The sequence below is a fragment of the Georgenia ruanii genome (genome assembly GCF_009193175.1).
GTDB lineage: Bacteria > Actinomycetota > Actinomycetes > Actinomycetales > Actinomycetaceae > Georgenia > Georgenia ruanii.
The window spans coordinates 32,021-53,373 of record NZ_VUKE01000021.1 but is presented as its reverse complement, the minus strand read 5'-3'; the positions used below and the strand labels follow the sequence as shown (position 1 = coordinate 53,373).

Annotated in this window: 17 protein-coding genes and 1 pseudogene; 11 read left to right on the top strand and 7 right to left on the bottom strand. The window is 74.3% G+C overall.

The window, feature by feature from the left end:
* Positions 1-27: 27 nt before the first annotated feature.
* From GD880_RS17440 to GD880_RS17410, 7 genes and pseudogenes are all read left to right on the top strand, one after another.
* Entirely contained in the window at positions 28-591 is a 564-nt protein-coding gene (locus GD880_RS17440; RefSeq protein WP_152232881.1) for a MarR family winged helix-turn-helix transcriptional regulator, read from the top strand.
* A 92-nt stretch (positions 592-683) separates the two neighbouring features.
* Positions 684-2,780, top strand: a complete 2,097-nt coding sequence (gene uvrB / locus GD880_RS17435; protein ID WP_152232880.1) for an excinuclease ABC subunit UvrB — start codon at positions 684-686, stop codon at positions 2,778-2,780.
* Between the two features lie 320 nt (positions 2,781-3,100).
* Positions 3,101-4,084 (top strand): annotated as a pseudogene (locus GD880_RS17430) (TerC family protein); the annotation flags it as partial.
* Between the two features lie 295 nt (positions 4,085-4,379).
* A complete protein-coding gene (locus tag GD880_RS17425) occupies positions 4,380-5,222 on the top strand; it encodes an IclR family transcriptional regulator domain-containing protein (RefSeq protein WP_152232878.1) in 843 nt (280 codons plus the stop codon).
* A gap of 271 nt (positions 5,223-5,493) precedes the next feature.
* Positions 5,494-6,849, top strand: coding sequence for a lyase family protein (locus GD880_RS17420; protein ID WP_152232877.1), 1,356 nt, complete (start codon positions 5,494-5,496; stop codon positions 6,847-6,849).
* Between the two features lie 98 nt (positions 6,850-6,947).
* Positions 6,948-8,117: a bifunctional 3-oxoadipate enol-lactonase/4-carboxymuconolactone decarboxylase PcaDC gene (pcaDC, locus tag GD880_RS21145; protein ID WP_319593274.1), complete on the top strand. Its 1,170-nt coding sequence runs from the start codon at positions 6,948-6,950 to the stop codon at positions 8,115-8,117.
* The gene (locus tag GD880_RS17410; protein WP_152232876.1) at positions 8,118-8,915 is read left to right on the top strand and encodes an IclR family transcriptional regulator domain-containing protein; all 798 of its coding nucleotides are present in this window, start codon (positions 8,118-8,120) and stop codon (positions 8,913-8,915) included.
* 97 nt (positions 8,916-9,012) lie between these two features.
* Here GD880_RS17410 and GD880_RS17405 read toward each other — a convergent pair whose 3' ends face one another.
* The 7 genes from GD880_RS17405 to GD880_RS17375 all read right to left on the bottom strand — a co-directional run bounded on the left by GD880_RS17405 (position 9,013) and on the right by GD880_RS17375 (position 15,798).
* The gene (locus tag GD880_RS17405) at positions 9,013-10,182 is read right to left on the bottom strand and encodes a thiolase family protein (protein WP_152232875.1); all 1,170 of its coding nucleotides are present in this window, start codon (positions 10,180-10,182) and stop codon (positions 9,013-9,015) included.
* An 11-nt stretch (positions 10,183-10,193) separates the two neighbouring features.
* Positions 10,194-10,850: a 3-oxoacid CoA-transferase subunit B gene (locus GD880_RS17400; RefSeq protein ID WP_152232874.1), complete on the bottom strand. Its 657-nt coding sequence runs from the start codon at positions 10,848-10,850 to the stop codon at positions 10,194-10,196.
* On the bottom strand, positions 10,847-11,536 hold the full coding sequence (locus tag GD880_RS17395; protein WP_152232873.1) for a 3-oxoacid CoA-transferase subunit A: 690 nt from the start codon (positions 11,534-11,536) through the stop codon (positions 10,847-10,849). Before GD880_RS17395 ends, GD880_RS17400 begins: the two co-directional genes overlap by 4 nt.
* Before the next feature lie 278 nt (positions 11,537-11,814).
* On the bottom strand, positions 11,815-12,774 hold the full coding sequence (locus GD880_RS17390) for a bile acid:sodium symporter family protein (protein WP_152232872.1): 960 nt from the start codon (positions 12,772-12,774) through the stop codon (positions 11,815-11,817).
* Positions 12,774-13,061, bottom strand: a complete 288-nt coding sequence (locus GD880_RS17385; RefSeq protein WP_152232871.1) for a YciI family protein — start codon at positions 13,059-13,061, stop codon at positions 12,774-12,776. Before GD880_RS17385 ends, GD880_RS17390 begins: the two co-directional genes overlap by 1 nt.
* 100 nt (positions 13,062-13,161) lie before the next feature.
* Complete coding sequence (locus GD880_RS17380; RefSeq protein ID WP_152232870.1) at positions 13,162-13,878, bottom strand: MBL fold metallo-hydrolase; 717 nt, start codon at positions 13,876-13,878, stop codon at positions 13,162-13,164.
* 30 nt (positions 13,879-13,908) lie between these two features.
* The gene (locus GD880_RS17375; protein WP_152232906.1) at positions 13,909-15,798 is read right to left on the bottom strand and encodes a glycoside hydrolase family 15 protein; all 1,890 of its coding nucleotides are present in this window, start codon (positions 15,796-15,798) and stop codon (positions 13,909-13,911) included.
* A gap of 168 nt (positions 15,799-15,966) precedes the next feature.
* On the opposite strand from GD880_RS17375, the gene GD880_RS17370 reads away from it, so the two are divergent.
* From GD880_RS17370 to uvrA, 4 genes are all read left to right on the top strand, one after another.
* Positions 15,967-16,572 (top strand): YdeI/OmpD-associated family protein, encoded by a 606-nt coding sequence (locus GD880_RS17370; protein WP_152232905.1) that lies wholly within the window; start codon positions 15,967-15,969, stop codon positions 16,570-16,572.
* A 467-nt stretch (positions 16,573-17,039) separates the two neighbouring features.
* Positions 17,040-17,972 (top strand): hypothetical protein, encoded by a 933-nt coding sequence (locus tag GD880_RS17360; protein ID WP_152232869.1) that lies wholly within the window; start codon positions 17,040-17,042, stop codon positions 17,970-17,972.
* Complete coding sequence (locus GD880_RS17355) at positions 17,969-18,337, top strand: GntR family transcriptional regulator (protein ID WP_152232868.1); 369 nt, start codon at positions 17,969-17,971, stop codon at positions 18,335-18,337. The genes GD880_RS17360 and GD880_RS17355 overlap by 4 nt, the downstream gene beginning before the upstream one ends.
* A 117-nt stretch (positions 18,338-18,454) precedes the next feature.
* Positions 18,455-21,316 (top strand): excinuclease ABC subunit UvrA, encoded by a 2,862-nt coding sequence (gene uvrA / locus GD880_RS17350; RefSeq protein ID WP_152232867.1) that lies wholly within the window; start codon positions 18,455-18,457, stop codon positions 21,314-21,316.
* The last annotated feature ends 37 nt before the right edge of the window (positions 21,317-21,353 follow it).

Below are 21,353 nucleotides of genomic sequence, written 5' to 3'. Positions count from 1 at the left end.
TCAATTGGTTGGTGTAGCCTCCCTAACATGGAGAAGGTCAGGACTCGGCCCGGCCCCGCGGTGGTGGACGAGGCCCCCCGGCCCGGCGACGCTGACGAGCAGCTCCACTCCGCCTTTCTCGCGCTGCTGCGGTGGACGAGCCGCTCGGCGGTCCGCACCCGCCTGTGGACCGGCGACGGCGTGGAGCTCACGCCCACGGACGCCTGGCTCATCGACGCCCTTGCCGCGCACGGGCCCATGCGGGTCACCACGCTCGCCGGTTGGCAGGGCGTGGACAAGTCCACCGTCACCCCGCAGGTGCGGCGCCTGGAGCGGGCGGGCCTGGTGGACCGGCGCCCCGACCCCGAGGACGGCCGGGCGTCCCTCCTCACCCTGTCCGCTCACGGGCGGGAGGTCCGGGAGCGCGTCCGCGCGGCCGGCGGGCAGGCGCTCGCGCAGTCCCTCGCCTCCTGGGACGACACCGACCGGCGGGCCCTCGCCGAGCTGCTCACCCGGTTCGTCGCGACCGTCGAGCAGGCCGAGAGGGGAGAGGCTCTCGGCCATGGCGTCGGGCGGCCCGGGATGGCCCCGCGGGACGCCCCTCGCGACTGACCGGCCCCTTTGGCGCCGCGGCCCCGGTGGCGTCGTCCGCCGGTGGCGTACGCGACCGACCCGATGTCGGTGCCGCGACGTACCGTTGCCTCATGCGTCCAGTGACCGACCTCCAGCGTGCGGTGGCCCCGTTCCAGGTCGTCTCGGAGTACCAGCCCTCGGGCGACCAGCCCACGGCGATCGCCGAGCTGACCGAGCGGCTGCGGGCGGGGGAGAAGGACATCGTGCTCCTCGGTGCCACCGGCACCGGCAAGTCCGCCACGACGGCGTGGCTCATCGAGCAGGTGCAGCGCCCCACGCTCGTCATGGCGCCGAACAAGACCCTCGCCGCCCAGCTGGCGACGGAGTTCCGCGAGCTGCTGCCCAACAACGCCGTGGAGTACTTCGTCTCCTACTACGACTACTACCAGCCCGAGGCGTACGTCCCGCAGACGGACACCTACATCGAGAAGGACTCCTCGATCAACGACGAGGTGGAGCGGCTGCGCCACAGCGCCACCAACTCGCTGCTCACCCGCCGCGACGTCGTCGTCGTCGCCTCCGTGTCGTGCATCTACGGCCTGGGCACCCCCCAGGAGTACGTCGACCGGATGGTCCAGCTCCACGTGGGGCAGCAGGTCGAGCGCGACGACCTGCTCCGCCAGTTCGTCGCGATGCAGTACACCCGCAACGACATGGCCTTCACCCGCGGCACCTTCCGGGTGCGCGGCGACACCATCGAGATCATCCCGGTGTACGAGGAGCTGGCCATCCGCATCGAGCTCTTCGGCGACGAGATCGACTCCCTCAGCACGCTGCACCCGCTCACCGGCGACGTGGTGCGCACCGAGGAGTCCGTGCACCTGTTCCCGGCCACGCACTACGTCGCCGGCCCGGAGCGGATGGAGCGGGCGATCGGGGGCATCGAGGCCGAGCTCGCCGAGCGGCTGGACGAGCTCGAGCGGCAGAACAAGCTCCTCGAGGCCCAGCGCCTGCGCATGCGCACCACCTACGACGTCGAGATGATGCGCCAGATCGGCACGTGCTCGGGCATCGAGAACTACTCCCGGCACATCGACGGCCGCGAGCCCGGCAGCGCGCCGAACACCCTGCTCGACTACTTCCCGGAGGACTTCCTCCTCGTCATCGACGAGTCTCACGTGACCGTGCCGCAGATCGGGGCCATGTACGAGGGGGACATGTCCCGCAAGCGCACCCTCGTCGACTTCGGGTTCCGTCTGCCCTCGGCCATGGACAACCGGCCGCTGCGCTGGGAGGAGTTCCTCGAGCGGATCGGCCAGACCGTCTACCTCTCCGCGACCCCCGGTCCCTACGAGCTCAGCCAGTCCGACGGCGTCGTCGAGCAGATCATCCGGCCGACCGGGCTGGTCGACCCCGAGGTCGTGGTCAAGCCGACCAAGGGCCAGATCGACGACCTGCTCGGCGAGATCCGCGAGCGGGTGGCGCGCGACGAGCGCGTCCTGGTCACCACCCTGACGAAGAAGATGGCCGAGGACCTCACCGACTACCTGCTCGAGCGCGACGTCCGGGTGCGCTACCTGCACTCCGACGTCGACACCCTGCGCCGCGTCGAGCTGCTGCGCGAGCTGCGGATGGGCCAGTTCGACGTCCTCGTCGGCATCAACCTCCTCCGCGAGGGCCTGGACCTGCCCGAGGTCTCCCTCGTGGCCATCCTCGACGCGGACAAGGAGGGCTTCCTCCGGTCCTCGACCTCGCTCATCCAGACCATCGGCCGCGCGGCCCGCAACGTCTCGGGCCAGGTGCACATGTACGCCGACACCATCACCCCGTCGATGGCGCAGGCGATCGAGGAGACCACCCGCCGGCGCGAGAAGCAGGTGGCCTACAACACCGAGCACGGGGTGGAGCCGCAGGCGCTGCGGAAGAAGATCGCCGACGTCACCGACATGCTCGCCCGCGAGGACATCGACACCGCCGAGCTCCTCGAGGGCGGCTACCGCGGGGCGGGCAAGGGACCGGGCGGCAAGGAGAAGAAGAAGGCCGGCACGTCGGCGCGGGAGAAGCTCGCCGGGGCCGCGGCCAGCGACCTCGCCCAGCTCATCCAGGATCTCTCCGACCAGATGCACGGCGCCGCCGAGGAGCTGCAGTTCGAGCTCGCCGCCCGGCTGCGCGACGAGATCGGCGACCTCAAGAAGGAGCTCCGACAGATGACGGCGGCCAACGCCTGACCGGCCGCCGGCCCGGGGCGCCAACCGACCGGACCGCGGTGAGGGTCGGCGCCTGATCGGCCCCCGGCCTGCCGGCGAGTCACCCCTGGGGGCGCCGCCCGCGACGTCCCGGCGTGGTCCGGTGCACCGGGCCAGGAGGCTGGACGGTATCCTGGGACGGCGGAGGGGAGTATTCCCGCAACGGTGGTGCCGTCATCACGGCAGGCGTCGCGCCTGCTCGGTGCCACCGGCCGGGCCCGCGCCGGGAAGCCGGCGGGCGCGGCGGAAGAGACCTCCGGTACCTCGTGCTGCTCGCACATCCCTACGTACCGGAGGAAGTTGTGGACGTCCACGCCCTCGGATGGGCCGGCCTCGGGCTGGTCGTCGTCATCCTGATCACCATCGACATCCTCGGCCACGTGCGCACCCCGCACGCCCCGTCGATGCGGGAGGCGGCGCGCTGGACGGCGTTCTACGTGTCGCTGGCCGTGGTGTTCGGCCTGATCCTCTGGGGGATCTACGGCGCCCAGTACGCCGGCGAGTACTTCGCCGGCTACATCACCGAGTACAGCCTCTCGGTGGACAACCTCTTCGTCTTCATCATCATCATCGGCGCCTTCCGGGTGCCCCGGGAGTTCCAGCAGAAGGTGCTGCTCTCCGGCATCATCATCGCGCTGGTGCTGCGGCTGATCTTCATCCTCGTCGGCGCCGCGGTGATCCAGAACTTCTCCTGGGTCTTCTACCTCTTCGGCGCCTTCCTCCTCTACACCGCCTACTCCCAGGCGCGCGAGGGCTCCGGCGGGCCGTCCGAGGAGGAGGAGGGCTACCACGAGAACGCCGTCGTCCGGATGATCCGGCGCATCATGCCAGTCAGCGAGGGCTTCGTCGGGGACAAGATGCTCCACCGCGCCCACGGCAAGACGTTCATCACCCCGCTGCTCATCTGCATCTTCGCGCTCGGCACGGCCGACCTGATGTTCGCCGTCGACTCCATCCCGGCGGTGTTCGGCCTGACCAAGGAGCCGTACATCGTCTTCGCCGCGAACGCCTTCGCGCTCCTGGGGCTGCGCCAGCTGTACTTCCTCATCGACGGCCTGCTCGACCGGCTCGTGTACCTGCACTACGGGCTGGCCGCGATCCTGGGCTTCATCGGCGTCAAGCTCGTCATCCACGCCCTGCACGAGAACGAGCTGCCCTTCGTCAACGGCGGCGAGCACTGGGACGTCGTCCCCGAGCCGACCATCCTCGTCTCGCTGGCCTGGATCGTCGGCGTGCTGACGATCACCGTCCTCACGAGCCTCGCCAAGAACCGCAAGGACGCGCGCATCGCCGCCGCCGAGCGCTCCGTGGCGGAGGCCCGGGCCGCTCACGAGCGTCACGTCATCCCCGAGGCCCCGGCCGATCGCCGGCCCGCCGGCGACGCCGCCCCCGCCGCGGCGTCCAGCCCGGACACGACGGTCGAGACGCCCGCCGCGACCGAGACCCCGGTGGACGAGGGCACCAGCGCCCGGGAGTGGGCCCGGCCCCGGGGCGGGGGTCCGGGAGCGGGCCCGGCACGGGGCGGGGGTCCTGGAGCCGACCCAGCACGGGGACAGCGGCGTGCCCGGTAGCATGCCGGGAATGAGCGCAGGCGACGGCGCGCACCGTCAGGACCCCGGCGCGGGCGCCGACCTCACGACCGAGACCGCCCGCGCGTCGGAGACGATCCGCTCCCTCGAGCGCGGGCTGTCCGTCATGCGTATCTTCGACGCCGAGCACCCGCGGCTGACCCTGAGCGAGGCCGCGGTGCGCTCGGGGCTGCCGCGGGCCGGGGCGCGCCGGGCCCTGAACACCCTCGTCGAGCTCGGCTACGCCGGGCAGACGGGCCGCGAGTTCTACCTGCGGCCCAAGGTCCTCGACCTCGGTTTCGAGCAGCTCGCCGACGTCACCCTGGCCGAGGTCATCGCCCCGCACCTGCAGGCCCTGTCCGAGCGGGTGGGGGAGTCGGCGTCGGCCTCCGTGCTCGACGCGGGCCAGATCGTCTACATCGCACGGGTGGCCACCCGCCGCATCATGCGGGTGCGCATCCGTACCGGCACCCGCTTCCCCGCGGAGTCGACCTCGATGGGCCGGGTCCTGCTGGCCTCGCGCTCCGACGACTGGATCGCGGGGTTCGTGGCCTCCGTCCGCGTCGAGCGCCGCTCGGCGTACACCACCACCGACACCGGTCAGCTCCGCGCGATCCTCGCCCAGACCCGCCGGCAGGGGTACGCGCTGGTGGACCAGGAGCTCGAGGAGGGGCTGCGGTCGCTGGCCGTGCCGGTGCGCGACGGGGACGGCGTCGTCGTCGCCGCCATCAACGTCGCGACCGCGGTGGTCCCCGGGCGCCCGGACGACCTCGTCGCCCGTGTGCTGCCCGAGCTGCGCCGGGCCGCCGCAGCGATCGAGGCCGACCTGCGCCCGCTGGGCCACCTCGAGGTCTGACCGGCCCCGCCGCACCAACGATCAGACCGCGGCCCGCGGGCGCGCAATGCGGCCCCCGTGTCGGCGGCGGCCGCGACGCCGGCACCCGCACGCCTCACACCAGCCCGTCCGCCATCCGGCCTTTATGTACGCCTAACGAACAGCCGTCGGGCACAATGGCCTCCGGGCGTCGTCGACCCGACGCCCGGGCGATGCAGGAAGGCGCTCAGGACCGGCGCAGGGTGGCCGGCGGGGGGCCTCACCCAGGACGCCGGCGACGAAGGAGGCTGTCATGTTCGACGCGGAGCTGTTCGGGGACACCGACGACCACGGGGCGACCCGGGCGGTGGACGACGCCGCGGTCGTCGCCGCCATGGTGCGCGCCGAGGTGGCCCTGCTCCGCGCCCTGGAGGCCTGCGGGCTGGTGCCCGCCGACGACGGCGGTCCGGCCGCCGCGCTGGAGCGCGCCACCGCCGGCCTCGCCATCGACCCCGCCGACCTCGGGCTGCGCGCCCGCGGCGCCGGCAACGCCGTCGTGCCGCTGGTGAAGACCCTGCTGGCGGCGGTGCCCGAGGCGGCCCGCCCGTGGGTCCACTACGGCGCGACGAGCCAGGACATCGTCGACACGGCCCTCATGCTGCTCGCCCGGGACGCCACCGCCGCCGTCGCCGCGGACCTGCGCCGCGCCGCCCGCGCGGCGGCCGCGCTGGCCGACGCCCACCGCGGCACCGTCATGGCCGGGCGGACCCTCGGCCAGGTCGCCGTGCCCACCACCTTCGGGCTCAAGGCGGCCGGGTGGGCGGCCGGGCTGGCCGCGGCGGCGGCCGAGGTGGAGCGGGTCGGCCGCGACCGGCTCGCCGTCCAGCTCGCCGGCGCCGCCGGCACCCTCGCCGGCTACGGCGCCCAGGCCCCGGCCGTGGTCGCCGCCTTCGCCGCCGAGCTGGGCCTGGCGGCACCCGCGGCGCCCTGGCACACCGAGCGTTCCCGGGTCCGCGAGCTCGCCGCCGCCCTCGCCGGGGCCGTCGCCGCCCCGGGCAAGATCGCCACCGACGTCGCGCTCATGGCGATGTCCGAGGTCGGCGAGGCGCACGAGGGTGGCGGCGCCGGTCACGGCGGCTCCTCGGCCATGCCCCACAAGCAGAACCCGGTCACCTGCGTCCTGCTCCGCGCGGCCGCCGTGCGCGCCCCGGGCCTCCTCGGCACCGTCTTCGCCGCGAGCCTGCAGGAGCACGAGCGCGCCATGGGCCACTGGCACGCCGAGTGGCAGGCGCTGGAGGAGCTCATGGGCCTGGCGCGTGGGTCCGCCCAGCGGGTCGCCGCGCTGCTCGACGCCCTCGGCGTCGACGCCGCGCGCATGGCCGCCAACCTCGACGCCGCCCGCCCGTTCGTCATGGCGGAGGCCCTGGCCACCCGGCTGGGCCCGCGGCTCGGCCGCGGCGAGGCGCAGCGGGTGGTCAAGGCGGCGCTGCAGGACGCCGGCGCCCACCCCACGGACCGGGAGGTCCTCGCCGCCCTGGCCCGTCAGAGCCCGGCGGCGGACGACCTGCCCGCCGCCACGCTCGACCCCCGCGCGGCCCTGGCCGGCGCCGGGCCCCTCCTCGACCACGCCCTGCGCGCCCTCGGCGGCGGCGCCCCGGGCACCGCCTGACAGCCGCCACCGCGCCCGCCCGCGGCGCCCGGGCGGCGATCGCCCCGGGCCGCCACGCCAGCCCCGACCAGCCGACCGCCCACGAGGAAGGACCCTCCTTGGCCAGCACCGCCCCCACCCCCTACCTGCCCGCCCACGAGGTCAGCGGCCCCGCCGACGCCCCCGTCGTCGTCATGGGCTCGTCCCTGGGCACCGACCGGCACATGTGGGACGCCCAGGCGCGCCTGCTCGAGCGGCGCTACCGGGTGGTGCGCTACGAGCTGCGCGGCCACGGCCGGTCCGCCTCGCCGCACACCGACGCCCCGACGACGATCGCCGACCTCGGCGAGGACGTCCTGCGGCTCATGGACCACCTCGGCGTCGACCGCGCCCACCAGGTGGGGCTGTCCATCGGCGGCATGATCGCCCTGTGGCTCGCCGAGCACCGCCCGGACCGGGTGCGCCGCGTCGGCATCGTGTGCAGCGCCGCGTTCCTGCCGCCCGCGGAGAAGTGGCTGACCCGCGCCGCCACCGTGCGCGCGCAGGGCATGGGCGCGATCTGGGACGGCGTCGTGGCCGGCTGGTTCACCGGCACCTTCGCCGACGACGCCGCCCGCGAGCGGATGCACCAGACCTTCCTCGCCGTCGAGCCCGAGGGCTACGCCCAGTGCTGCGAGGCCATCGCCGGCATGGACCTGCGCCCCGACCTCGCGTCCGTCGCCGGACCCGTGCTGGTGCTGGCCGGCCGGCAGGACCCGGCCACCCCGCCGACGATGGCCGAGGAGCTCGTCGACGGCGTGCGCGTCGGCGGCGCCGAGGCGCGCCTCGAGCTGGTCGACGACGCCGCCCACATCGCCGCGGTCCAGCGCCCCGCCACCGTCACCCGCCTCCTGCTCGACCACCTCGACGCCGACCGGCCCGGCCACGCGGCCGGGATGCGGGTGCGCCGGGAGGTGCTCGGCGACGCCCACGTCGACCGCGCGCAGGAGGCCACCACGCCGCTGAACGCCGACTTCCAGGACTTCATCACCCGCTACGCCTGGGGCGACGTGTGGACCCGCCCGGGCCTGGACCGGCGCACCCGCAGCGCCATCACCCTGGCGCTGCTCATGACGCTGGGGCACGACGGCGAGTTCCAGATGCACGTGCGGGCGGCGCTGCGCAACGGCCTGAGCGTCGACGAGATCCGCGAGGTGCTGCTGCACGTGGCGGTCTACTCCGGCGTGCCGGTGGCCAACCACGCCTACGCGCTGGCCACCGAGGTGCTGCGCGCCGAGGGGCTGGTCTGAGTGGCCGGCGACGCCGGGGATGAGGACGCGCCCGCCGAGGGCCTGCAGTCCCTCGCCCGCGGGCTCGCCGTCATCCGGGCCCTGGCCGCCGAAGGCGAGCCGCGCACGCTGGCCCAGGTGGCCCAGGCCGCCGGGCTCAACCGGGCGGTGACCCGCCGGGTGCTGCTCACCCTGGTCGAGGTGGGCTACGTCCTGGCCCGCGGGCGGGAGTTCAGCCTGCGCCCGCGGGTGCTCGAGCTGGGCCAGGCCTACCGCACCAGCTTGCGGCTGCCGGCCCTGGGGGAGGCGGCGATGGCGGAGCTGGTCGCCACCACCGGGCAGTCCTGCTCCATGGCGGTGCTCGACGGCGACGAGATCGTCTACGTCCAGCGGGTGCCCGGCTCCCGGATCATCGACGCGGTCATTCACGTCGGCACCCGGCTGCCGGCCCACGCCACCGCCATGGGCCGGGTGCTGCTCGCCGCCCTGGACGACGCCGCGCTGGAGGACGCGCTCGGGACCGGGCGGCTCGCCGGGCTGACCGAGCGGACGGTCACCGACCCCGACGCGCTGCGCGCCGAGCTGGCCCGGGTGCGCGAGCGGGGCTACAGCCTCATCGAGCAGGAGTTCGAGCGCGGGCTGACCACGCTCGGCGCCCCCGTGCGGGACGCCGCCGGCACGGTCGTGGCCGCGATCAACCTGCCGCTGAGCAGCTACACCCTGCCCGAGGGGCGTGTGCCCGAGGAGTACCTCGCCGCGCTGCTCGCGACGGCGCAGAAGATCACGGACGCGGCGGCCGCGGCCGGCCTGGGCGGCTGAGCGGCTTCGGGCGCGGCTTGCCCGGGCCCCGAGACAGCGAAGCGGCGGGACAGCGTCGGACCTGCCGTCCCGCCGCTTCAGCTCGGGTCTGCGGTGCTCATGCCTCCAGCACGACCGCCAGGCCCTGGCCGACGCCGATGCAGATGGCGGCCACGCCGATGCCGCCGCCGCGGGCCTTGAGGGCATGGGCGAGGTGGCCGATGATCCGCCCGCCGGAGGCGCCCAGCGGGTGGCCGATGGCGATCGCGCCGCCGTCGACGTTGACCTTCGCCGGGTCGAGCTCGGGCCACAGCTTGAGGCAGGCGAGCGACTGGGACGCAAAGGCCTCGTTGAGCTCGACCAGGTCGACGTCGTCCCACGTCTTGCCCGCGCGGCGCAGCGCGAAGTTGGCGGCCTCGACCGGGCCGATGCCGAACACCTGCGGCTCGACCGCCGAGACCCCGCGTGCGACCACCCGGGCCAGCGGCTCGCCGTCGAAGTCCTCCCCGGCGAGCAGCACCGCCGAGGCGCCGTCGTTGAGCGGGGAGGCGTTGCCGGCGGTCACCGTGCCGGTGTCGGCGGGCCGGAAGGCGGGCCTGAGCTTGCCGAGGGCCTCCAGGGAGCTGTCCGGGCGGATGTTCTCGTCGCGGGCGAGGTCCACGCCCGGGACGGCGACGATCTCGCCGTCGTAGCGCCCAGCGTCCCAAGCCTCGGCCGCCAGCCGGTGGCTGCGCAGAGCGAACTCGTCCTGCTCCTCGCGGGAGATGGCGTGCTGGTCGGCGAGGATCTCGGCGCCCTCGCCGAGGGCGACCGTCCACTCCGTGGGCATCTTCGGGTTGACCAGGCGCCAGCCCAGGGTGGTGGACACGAGGGTCTGGTCGCCGGCGGGGAAGGGCCGCTCGGTCTTGGGCAGCACCCACGGCGCGCGGGACATCGACTCCACGCCGCCGGCGAGGATGACGTCGGCGTCACCGGTCTCGATGGCGCGCGAGCCCTGGATGACGGCCTCGACGCCGGAGCCGCACAGGCGGTTGACCGTCACCCCGGGCACCGCGGTGGGCAGCCCGGCGAGGAGGGAGGACATCCGCGCGACGTCGCGGTTCTCCTCCCCGGCGCCGTTGGCGTTGCCGAAGATGACGTCGTCGATGCGCTCGGGGTCCAGGCCCGGGTTGCGCTCGAGCACGGCCTTGATGACGACGGCGCCGAGGTCGTCGGGGCGCACCCCGGCCAGGGCCTTGCCGTAGCGGCCGAACGGGGTGCGGACGGCGTCGTAGACGAACGCGGACATGGGCTGTCTCCTCACCGCACCGGGGCGGTCTGGTCGATGAGCGCGAGGCCGGTGGTCTCGCGCAGGGTGTCGATGGTGTCGTTCCCGAAGGTCTCCAGGACGGCGACGCCGTCGGGGGTGATGTCGAAGACGGCGACGTCGGTGTAGACGCGGCTGACGCAGCCGATGCCGGTGAGTGGGTAGGTGCACTGCTCGACGAGCTTGGACTCGCCCTTCTTGGTGAGCAGCTCCATCATCACGTAGGTCCGCTTGGCGCCGATGGCCAGGTCCATGGCGCCGCCGACGGCGGGGATGGCGTCGGGCTTGCCGGTGTGCCAGTTGGCGAGGTCGCCGGTGGTGGAGACCTGGAAGGCGCCCAGGACGCACAGGTCGAGGTGGCCGCCGCGCATCATGGCGAAGGAGTCGGCGTGGTGGAAGTAGGCGGCGCCGGGCAGCTCGGTGACGGGGATCTTGCCGGCGTTGATGAGGTCGGGGTCGATCTGGTCCCCGTGCGCCTCGGGGCCCATGCCGAGCATGCCGTTCTCGGTGTGCAGGGTGACGCGCCGCTCGGCCTCGAGGTAGTCGGAGACCTTGGTGGGCATGCCGATGCCGAGGTTGACGTAGGCGCCGACCGGGATGTCCCGGGCCACGCGCTGGGCGATCTGGTCGCGGGTCAGCGGCTCGCTCACTGTCCGACCTCCTCCTTCGCCGGCGCGGGCGCGACGGGCACGATGCGGTTGACGTAGATGCCGGGGGTGACCACGGTCTCGGGGTCCAGGGCGCCGGTCTCGACGACCTCGCCGACCTGGGCGATGGTGGTGGTCGCCGCGGTCGCCATGACGGGTGCGAAGTTGCGGGCGGTCTTGCGGTAGACGAGGTTGCCCACCCGGTCCGCGCGCAGCGCCTTGATGAGGGCGTAGTCGGCGCGGATGGGGTATTCGAGGACGTAGTCGCGCCCGTCGATGCGGCGGGTCTCCTTGCCCTCGGCGAGCAGGGTGCCGAAGCCGGTGGGCGTGTAGAAGGCGCCGATGCCGGCGCCGGCGGCGCGGATGCGCTCGGCGAGGTTGCCCTGCGGGACCACCTCGAGCTCGATCTCGCCGGCGAGGTACTTGGCGTCGAAGTGCCAGGAGTCCTTCTGCCGGGGGAAGGAGCAGATGATCTTGCGGACCCGGCCCAGGCGGATCAGCTCGGCCAGGCCGACGTCGCCGTTGCCGGCGTTGTTGTTGACGACGGTGAGGTCGGTGGCGCCCTGGGCGATGAGTGCGTCGATGAGCTCGACCGGCTGCCCGGCGGTCCCGAAGCCTCCGATCATGACGGTGGCCCCGTCCGGTATGCCCTCGACCGCCTGGGCGATGTCGTCGGTGATCTGCAGCATCGGTGCCGGCCACCCCTTCGTGTGTTCGGTATGCGTACGACTGCGCGTGTAATGAACAGAATGATGGGTGGCGGCGGGCGGGGTGTCAAGGAAGCGGCCCGCGGCGGCGGGTTGACAGCCCTCGGTGTGGCCACCCAGCGGCGGGCGCCGCCGAGCGCTGGTCCTCCCGCGGCCGCTCTGCTCGAAGGGCTGCTGTTCGCGTCGACCCGCGCTCGCGCTTGTGGCCGGCCGGGAGCGCACCCGCTCGCGGGCCGTGCTCTCCGTGACCGGGCGCCGGCTCAGCGGCGCCGCGCGAGGTGCCGGGCGAGCACGGCGCACACCACCAGCTGCAGCTGGTGGAACACGATGACCGGCACCGCCACCGTCGCGGCCGCCGCCGGCGCGAAGAGGACGGCCGCCATGGGCAGGCCGGTCGCCAGGGACTTCTTCGAGCCGCACATGAGCAGGGCCACGCGGTCGGCGACGTCGAGCCGCAGCGCCGCCCCGCCGTACCAGTTGACCGCGAGCACGACGGCGAGGACGACGGCGCTGAGCACGAGCAGCGCCGCCACCATGCCCCAGGTGACCCCGGCCCACACGCCCCCGGCCGTCGCCGAGGCCACCGCGCCGAGCACGACCAGCAGGATGGTGCCACGGTCGACGGTGCGGCTGATCCACCGTCGCGCCCGGACCCACCGGCCGACGAACGGCTGCAGGAGCTGACCGACGAGGAACGGGACGAGCAGCTGCAGCAGAACGTCGCGCAGCCCGCCCGTCCCGGTGCTGCCGGCCCGGCCCATGAGCCAGAGCACGAGCAGCGGCGTGAGGAACATGCCCGCCACGTTGGACACCGTGGCGGCGCAGATCGCCCCGGCCACGTTGCCGCGGGCGATGGAGGTGAACGCCACCGAGGACTGCACCGTGGAGGGCAGCAGCGTGAGGTAGAGCAGGCCGGCCGCCAGCGCGGTGCCGAGCCACGGCGTGGCGACGGCGTGGACCAGCAGCCCGATCGCCGGGAAGAGCACGTAGGTCGCCGCGAGGATGGCGCCCTGCAGCCGCATGTTGCGCAGGCCGGCGACCACCTCCGTGGTGGACAGCCGCATGCCGTAGACGAGGAAGAGCATGGTGACGGCGACGTCGCCGGCGCCCGAGACGACGCCGAGCACCGCCTTCGGGAAGGGGACGAGGAGGCCGAGGGCGAGGGTCGCGAGGAGCGCGACGACGAAGGGGTCGATCCAGGTCCGGAGGAACCGCAGCATCACCCGATGGTGCCGATGACCGGCTGCCACGCACGGGCGTGCCGGCGGACGATGAGGTGCGCCCGGTGGAACGGGTCGGGGTCGAGCAGCTTCAGCGCGGCGTCGTGGTTGTCCGCCCGCAGCAGCAGCAGCGCCCCCGGCGCGGCGGCGTCGAGCCAGGGCCCGGAGGCCACCAGCACACCGGACTCGTGCAGCTCGCGGAGGAACGCGCGGTGCTGCGGCCGGAGGGTCTCGATGTCCGACGTGCGCGCGATGTCGTAGTGGTACTCCACGGCGAAGAGCGTCATAAGGGGGAGGGTAGTGGCCCCGCCGCGACGGCGGGACTCACCTGGGCCCGCGCTCGACCACCGCACCGCGCCAGACCTCACGCGGCCGGGCGTGCCGGGCTCACCAGCCCCGGGCGCGCCACTCGGCCAGGTGCGGGCGCTCGCGGCCGAGGGTGGTGTCGTCGCCGTGCCCGGGGTAGACCCGGGTGTCGTCGGGGAAGCGGTCGAAGACCCGCGCCTCGAGGTCGTCCATGAGGGACTCGAAGTCCGCCGGCGACCAGGTGCGCCCCGGCCCGCCGGGGAAGAGCGAGTCACCGGTGAACAGGTGCACCCGGCCGGGGGAGGGGGCTCCGTCGGGCTCGGTCAGGGCGAGCGTCACCGACCCGGGGGTGTGCCCGCGCAGGGCGATGACCTCGAGGCTGAGCGGGCCGAGGGCGATGCGGTCGCCGTGGGCCAGCGGGCGGTCGGTGGGCGCGGGCAGCTCGGGCGCGTCCGGCGCGCCGGCGAGGGCCACGGCCCCGGTGGCGGCGAGCACCCTCGGCAGGGCCCGGTGGTGGTCCCAGTGCCGGTGCGTGGTCACGACGGCGTCCAGGCGCCCGGAGCCCTCGGCGACCAGCCCGAGCACCCGGTCGGCGTCGTCGGCGGCATCGATCAGCAGCTGGGCGCCGTCCGGGGCGGTGACGAGGTAGGCGTTGTTGTCCTCGGCCGAGACGCTGGCCTTGCGCACCGTCACCGGCCCGAGCTCGTGGACGGCGGTGGGTCCGCCATGGGTGACGTGGCCGCCGGGCAGGGCGCCGGCGTCGTCGGCCGAGTCCTCGGCGGGGTGGTGGTCGGTCATGGGGGGCTGTGCTCCTCCTAGGCGCGGACGTCAGTACGTGGTGGGCTCGCCCGCCGCCCCCACCGGGGCGTGCGGGCCGACCGGCTCCACACTGGCACGGGCGGCGCGCAGGGCGTGGGCGGCGCGCGCGAGCGCGAGGTGGGAGAAGGCCTGGGGGTAGTTGCCCATGTATCGCCGCCGCACCGGGTCGTACTCCTCGGCGAGCAGGCCGACGTCGTTCATGGCGGCGCACAGCGCGCGCATGTGGTTCGTCGCGGTGACCACGTCGCCGGTGCGGGCGAGGGCCCCCACGAGCCAGAAGCAGCACGCGAGGAACGGGTGCTCGTCCCCGCGCACGCCGTCCACCCCCGTGCCGGCCCGGTAGCGGCGCACCCACGGCCCGTCCGCCAGCTCGGCGCGCACCCGGGCGATCGTGCCGAGCAGGCGGGGATCGTCCGGGGGCAGGAAGCCCACCTGGACCATCTGGAGGAGCGCGGCGTCGGTGTGCCGGGCGCCGTAGTACTGCACGAACGAGCCGAGCCCGGGGTCCCAGCCGTGGGCGAGGACGTCGGCGTGGATCTCCGCCCGCGCCACCCGCCAGTCCTTCACCGGCCCGTCGCAGCCGTAGTCCTCCACGGCCCGGATGGCGCAGTCCAGCGCCGCCCAGCACATGACCTTGGAGTGGGTGAAGTGCCGCAGCGGCCCGCGCACCTCCCAGATGCCGTGGTCCGGCGAGCGCCAGCGGTCCAGGAGGTTGTCGACCAGGTGCCGCTGCAGGGCCCAGCCGTCGTCGCTGGCGGGCAGGCCGACGCGGCGGGCCAGGTCGAGGGCGAGCATGACCTCGCCGAGCACGTCGTTCTGGTGCTGGGCGACGGCACCGTTGCCGGTGCGCACCGGCCGGGCCCCGCCGTACCCGGCCAGGTGCGGGAGCTCCCGCTCGGGCAGGTCTCGCGACCCGTCGAGGCGGTACATGATCTGCAGGTTCTCCGGGTCGCCGGCCACCGCGCGCAGCAGCCAGCTGCGCCACGTGTCGGCCTCGCGGCGAAAGCCCAGCTCCAGCAGGGCCTCGAGGGTCTGGGCGGCGTCGCGCAGCCAGCAGAAGCGGTAGTCCCAGTTCCGCTCGCCGCCGGCCTCCTCGGGCAGGGAGGTGGTGGCCGCCGCGGCGATCCCGCCGGTCGGGTGCTGGGTGAGCACCCGCAGCGCGAGCAAGGACCGGACGACCCGCTCGTCGAACTCGCCCTCGAAGGTGCTCGTCCGGCACCACCGCGCCCACAGCCGCATCGTGCGCACCAGCTCGGTGCTGACGTCCGGGGCGCCCGGGACCGGCTCCCACGAGTGGTTCCAGGTGAGCACGAGATCGACGTGGTCGCCGGGGCCGACGGCGAAGCGGTCGCGGTGGCGCCCCTCGGCGCCCGCGGGGAGCCGGTCACCGTGCAGCGTGAGCGCGTCCGGGCCGGCGATGGCTCGGATGATCGCGCGGCCGTCGGGGTCGACGTCGCGGTGGACCCAGGGCCGGGTGCGGCCGTAGCCGAACCGGACCACCCACTCGTGGACGAAGACCACCTGCCCCTCGAGCCCCTCGACCCGGCGGATGATGTCCGACCGGCCCTCGGTCAGCGGCATCGCCTCCACCACCCGCGCCCGGCCGGTCGGCGTCGTGTAGGTGGTCTCCAGGACGAAGCTGTCCCCGAGGTAGCGCCGCCGCACCTCCGCCTCGCCGGCGTCGGGGTCCGCCGTGAGCAGCCAGCGGCCGTTCTCCGGGGTGCCGAGCAGCGCGGCGAAGCAGGCGTCGGAGTCCAGCCACGGCAGGCACAGCCAGTCGATCGAGCCGTGCCGGGAGACGACGGCGACCGAGCGGGAGTCCCCGAGCACGGCGTAGTCCTCGATGGGCGTCGGCCCGGGCGGTGCCCACGCGCCGTCGCTGGCGGTCACCTGCGTCATCCTCCCACCACAGGTACGTGGGTCGCCCGTCCGCGGATGGGGCCGCGCGCCGGCGCACTGCTGCCGCGGCCCGCCGGTACGCTCGCCGCCACCAGAAGACGGCGCCCGCGGGCGCGGCGTGGCGGCCACCGGCCGGGCGCCGCACGCGGGCCGGACGGGGAGGTAGGCGTGGCCGACAAGCTGGAGGAGCTCCTCGTGCCCGACGCCGCCGCCTGGCGCGCCTGGCTCGCCGAGCACCACGCCACCTCGCCGGGGGTGTGGCTGGTCCTGCACAAGAAGGGCGGCAACACCACCGCGCTCACCTACGACGCGGCCCTGGACGAGGCCCTGTGCTTCGGCTGGATCGACGGCCAGGTGGCCACCCGCGACGGCGAGTCCTACCGGCAGCGGATGACGCCGCGCCGGCCGCGGAGCCGGTGGTCCGCCCGCAACGTCGACCACGCCGCGCGCCTCGAGCGCGAGGGCCGGATGCACGAGGCCGGCCGGGCGCAGGTCCGCGCGGCGCAGGCGGACGGACGCTGGGAGCAGGCGTACGGCTCGTCCACGACCGCCGCGGTGCCCGAGGACCTGGCCGCCGCCCTCGCCGCCGACCCGGAGGCGCAGGCCATGTTCGACGTCCTCACCAGCACGAACCGGTTCGCGCTCATCTACCGGGTGACCTCGGTGAGGCGGCCGGAGACCCGCGCCCGCAAGATCGCCGCGATGGTGGCCGACCTGGCGCGCGGGGTGACGCCCCACCCCCAGAAGCGCCGGCCGGAGGGGTGGGACGCCTGAGCCGCGGGAGTCAGCCCAGCCGCGGGTAGTTGCCCCGGCGAAGGTCGAGTCGCCCTGCGAGGAGGCGACGAGGTAGCCCGTGTCGCCGGGGCCCCAGACGATGTCGACCCCCTCGGCGTCGGCCGTGAGGAGCTCACGCCGACGCCGGCGTCGGCGCCGGTCGGTCTCCTGGTCGACGACGACGCCCTCGAACAGCGGGCGGGCCCCGGGCTCGTCGCACGGCGCCCGGTCGTGCCGTCCGGCAGCGCGAAGGCGGCGGGCATGTCGATGCTGCCGGCCGCCTCGTGGCCCATGCGGCCGGCCCGCCCGACGAGCCGGAAACGGCGGGGGAGGAGGTGCCCGGGGTGCCGGGGGCGACGGCGCTGGGGCGGCCGCCCGGAGGGGAGGCGATACCGAGTGCCGGCGTTGACACCGGAGCGCCTCGCCTGGCAGGTTTGTATCACTGTATTGAATCAATGAGGAGAGTCGTGGCTGTCGCTCTCGTGCTGCTGCTGGCCCCCTGGGCCGTCCTCGTGGTGGTGCTCGCCGTCGTGGTGGGCGTCGGGCGCCGTGCCCGCCCGCAGAACACCCCTGTCGCCACCCTGCTGGCCGCCCGCCGGCACGAGAACCTCACCTCGGCGCTCGCGCTCGCGGGCGGGCTGGCCGTCGCCGTCCTCCTCCTGACGGCGGACGCGGCCGCGCTGCCGGGGCCGCCCGGGGGGCTGACCGCGGTGAGCCTCCTCGGTGCCGGGCTGGCCGCCCTCCTCGTGCACGCCGTGGGCGAGCTGACCTGGCCGCGCCCGGTGGGGGTGGTGCGCCATGCCTCGCTGCGCCGCCGCACGATGCGGGCGATCGGCGGCCGCCGCGTCGCGCTGGCCGGGGCCACCGCCGCGCTCGCGGCCCTCGCCCTCGTGGTCTTCGGTCTCACCGCCGACGCGACCGGCCGGGCCGTGCCCCATCCCGTCACGCCCCTCGCCGCGGGCGAGGGGTACGTCAGCGGCGCCTCCGGCCCGTACCCCGGCTGGGCCTACGGCCTGCCGTTGCTCGCGGCGCTCACCGTCGTGCTCGCCGTCGGCGCCGGCGTGCTGCGCCTGGTGGTGCGTCGCCCGGCGGTGGCCGGCACGCGGGAGGCGGACGACCTCGCGCTGCGGCGCACCAGCGCCCGGCGCGTCCTGGCCGCGGTCCAGCTGGTCGTCGGCGGGACGCTGGCGGCTGTCCTGCTCGTCGCGGCCGCCGCGCTCGGCAACGCCGGGTGGGCGCCGGCCGCCTGGGGCGCCGGCGGTCTCGCGCTGGTGGTGGGGACCGCCTCGCTGGTGGCCGCCGGCACGGCGATCGTGCCGCCGCCGGGGCCGCCCGCCGCCGGGTCGCCCGCCGCCGTGCCGCCCGCCGCCGTGCCGCCCGCCGCCGGGTCGCCGGCGTGAGCGCCGGGATCACGCTCGACCTGTCGTCGGGGGTGCCGCCCTACGAGCAGATCCGCGCCCAGGTCAGCGCGCTCGTCGCCGCGGGGACGCTCATCGAGGGCGCGCGGCTGCCCACCGTCCGGGACCTGGCCGCCGACCTGGGGATCGCCCCCGGCACGGTGCAGCGGGCGTACCGCGAGCTGGAGGCGCGGGGGGTGGTGCGGTCGCGCCGTCGTGCCGGGACCGTCGTCGCCATGGGTGCCGGCGGCGGCGCCGCGGCGGCCGTGCAGGGGCGGGCCCGCGACTTCGTCCGCGGGGCGCGCGCCGCCGGCCTGGACGACGACGGGATCCTCGACCTGGTGCGCGGCGCCCTCATGACGGCGTGAGCCCGGCGCCTGTTCGCGCGCGCCGGGGGAGGGGGCGGGGCTCCGCCACGCCGTCGGCTCTGCACGTGTGATCGAACACATGTGCGGGATGTCGGCGCGTCGTCTTATCATCGGCGGGTGAGTGATCACCTCCTCGTGCGTGGTGCGCGCGAGCACAACCTCCGTAACGTCAGCATCGACCTGCCGCGCGACCAGCTCATCGTCTTCACGGGGCTGTCCGGGTCCGGCAAGTCGTCGCTGGCGTTCGACACGATCTTCGCCGAGGGGCAGCGGCGGTACGTGGAGTCCCTCAGCTCCTACGCGCGCCAGTTCCTCGGCCAGATGGACAAGCCCAACGTCGACTTCATCGAGGGCCTGTCCCCGGCCGTCTCGATCGACCAGAAGTCGACCAACCGCAACCCGCGGTCCACCGTCGGCACCATCACCGAGGTCTACGACTACCTGCGCCTCCTCTTCGCCCGCGCCGGCACCCAGTACTGCCCGGTGTGCGGCGAGCGGGTCACCGCGCAGACGCCCCAGCAGATCGTCGACCGGCTGCGGGAGATGCCCGAGGGCACCCGGTTCCAGGTGCTGGCCCCGATGGTCCGCGGCCGCAAGGGCGAGTACCAAGACCTGTTCCGGGACCTGCAGAGCCAGGGGTACGCCCGCGCCCGCGTCGACGGGCAGGTGGTGCCGCTGTCCGAGCCGCCCACGCTGGAGAAGAAGCTCAAGCACAACATCGAGGTCGTCGTCGACCGGCTGGTGGTGCGCGAGAACGTCCGGCAGCGGCTGACCGACTCGGTCGAGACCGCCCTGCGGCTGGCCGACGGGCTCGTCGTCGTCGACTTCGTCGACCTGGACCCGAAGGACCCGGGCCGGGAACGGCGCTTCTCGGAGAAGCGCGCGTGCCCCAACGACCACCCGCTCACGCTCGAGGAGATCGAGCCGCGGACGTTCTCCTTCAACGCCCCCTACGGCGCGTGCCCCGAGTGCACGGGCATCGGCTCGCGCCTGGAGGTCGACCCTTCGCTGGTGGTGCCGGACGAAGAGCTCAGCCTGGCCGAGGGCGCGGTGGCGCCGTGGGCCTCCCAGCCGGAGTACTTCCAGCGCCAGATGACGGCCCTGGCGGACCAGCTGGGCTTCTCCATGGACGTGCCGTGGCGCGCCCTGCCGGCCCGCGCCAAGCAGGCCATCCTCGAGGGCAACGACTACGAGGTGAAGGTGCGCTATCGCAACCGGTGGGGCCGGGAGCGGGCGTACACCACCGGCTTCGAGGGCGCGATCACCTTCATCAAGCGCAAGCACGACGAGACCGAGTCCGAGTGGTCCCGGGAGCGCTACGAGGGCTACATGCGCGAGGTGCCGTGCCCGGTCTGCAAGGGCCAGCGGCTCAAGCCCGAGGTGCTCGCCGTGCGGGTGGGCGAGCTCAACATCGCCGAGCTGTGCGACCTGAGCATCGCCGACGCCAAGGCGTACCTCACCGATCTCACTCTGGGGGTGCGCGAGACCGCCATCGCCGGTCAGGTGCTCAAGGAGATCCACGCCCGCCTGGGCTTCCTGCTCGACGTCGGCCTCAACTACCTCACCCTCTCGCGGGCGGCCGGCACGCTCTCCGGCGGGGAGGCCCAGCGCATCCGCCTGGCCACCCAGATCGGCACGGGCCTGGTGGGCGTGCTCTACGTCCTCGACGAGCCGAGCATCGGCCTGCACCAGCGTGACAACCGCAAGCTCATCGACGCCCTGACCCGGCTGCGTGACCTGGGCAACACCCTGATCGTCGTCGAGCACGACGAGGACACCATCCGGGTGGCGGACTGGATCGTCGACATCGGCCCCGGCGCCGGCGAGCACGGCGGGCGGGTCGTGCACTCCGGCGACCTCGCCGGCCTGCTCGCCACCGAGGAGTCGGTCACCGGCGCGTACCTGTCGGGCCGCCGGCAGATCGCCGTGCCGGGGCAGCGGCGGAAGGTGGACAAGAAGCGGCAGATCACGGTCGTCGGCGCCCGGGAGAACAACCTCCAGGACGTCACCGTCTCCTTCCCGATCGGTACCTTCGTCGCCGTCACCGGCGTCTCCGGCTCGGGCAAGTCCAGCCTGGTCAACGGGATCCTCTACAAGGTGCTCGCCAACGAGCTCAACGGCGCCCGCGGGGTGCCGGGCCGGCACAAGCGGGTGACCGGCCTGGACGACCTCGACAAGGTCGTCCACGTCGACCAGTCCCCGATCGGGCGCACCCCGCGGTCCAACCCCGCCACCTACACCGGGGTGTGGGACCAGATCCGTAAGCTGTTCGCGGAGACCACCGAGGCGAAGGTCCGCGGCTACGGGCCCGGGCGGTTCTCCTTCAACGTCAAGGGCGGCCGCTGCGAGGCCTGCAAGGGCGACGGCACGATCAAGATCGAGATGAACTTCCTGCCGGACGTGTACGTGCCGTGCGAGGTGTGCGGCGGCGCCCGGTACAACCGCGAGACCCTCGAGGTCCACTTCAAGGGCAAGACCGTCTCCGACGTCCTGCACATGCCCATCGAGGAGGCGGTGGACTTCTTCGGCGCCGTCCCGCGCATCACCCGGTACCTGCAGACCCTCGTCGACGTCGGCCTCGGCTACGTCCGGCTGGGTCAGCCCGCGCCGACCCTCTCCGGCGGCGAGGCGCAGCGCGTCAAGCTCGCCTCGGAGCTGCAGCGCCGCTCCACCGGGCGCACCGTGTACGTGCTCGACGAGCCCACCACCGGCCTGCACTTCGAGGACGTGCGCAAGCTGCTCGGCGTCCTGCAGGGCCTGGTCGACAAGGGCAACACGGTCATCGTCATCGAGCACAACCTCGACGTGATCAAGAGCGCCGACTGGGTCATCGACATGGGCCCCGAGGGGGGCTCCGGCGGTGGCACCGTCGTGGCGACCGGGACCCCGGAGCAGATCGCCGAGGTTCCCGAGTCCTACACCGGGCAGTTCCTCGCCGAGGCGCTCGCCGCGCACCGGGCGCCGGTCCCGGTCGGGTAGCGGCCGCTCGACGGCGGCCCAGGTGCGCGCCCGGCTC

Coding starts and splice junctions, on each gene's coding strand:
- GD880_RS17440 (WP_152232881.1), top strand. CDS start 28: ATGGAGAAGGTCAGGACTCGGCCCGGCCCCGCGGTGGTGGACGAGGCC.
- uvrB (WP_152232880.1), top strand. CDS start 684: ATGCGTCCAGTGACCGACCTCCAGCGTGCGGTGGCCCCGTTCCAGGTC.
- GD880_RS17425 (WP_152232878.1), top strand. CDS start 4,380: ATGAGCGCAGGCGACGGCGCGCACCGTCAGGACCCCGGCGCGGGCGCC.
- GD880_RS17420 (WP_152232877.1), top strand. CDS start 5,494: ATGTTCGACGCGGAGCTGTTCGGGGACACCGACGACCACGGGGCGACC.
- GD880_RS17405 (WP_152232875.1), bottom strand. CDS start 10,182: ATGTCCGCGTTCGTCTACGACGCCGTCCGCACCCCGTTCGGCCGCTAC.
- GD880_RS17395 (WP_152232873.1), bottom strand. CDS start 11,536: ATGCTGCAGATCACCGACGACATCGCCCAGGCGGTCGAGGGCATACCG.
- GD880_RS17390 (WP_152232872.1), bottom strand. CDS start 12,774: ATGCTGCGGTTCCTCCGGACCTGGATCGACCCCTTCGTCGTCGCGCTC.
- GD880_RS17385 (WP_152232871.1), bottom strand. CDS start 13,061: ATGACGCTCTTCGCCGTGGAGTACCACTACGACATCGCGCGCACGTCG.
- GD880_RS17380 (WP_152232870.1), bottom strand. CDS start 13,878: ATGACCGACCACCACCCCGCCGAGGACTCGGCCGACGACGCCGGCGCC.
- GD880_RS17375 (WP_152232906.1), bottom strand. CDS start 15,798: ATGACGCAGGTGACCGCCAGCGACGGCGCGTGGGCACCGCCCGGGCCG.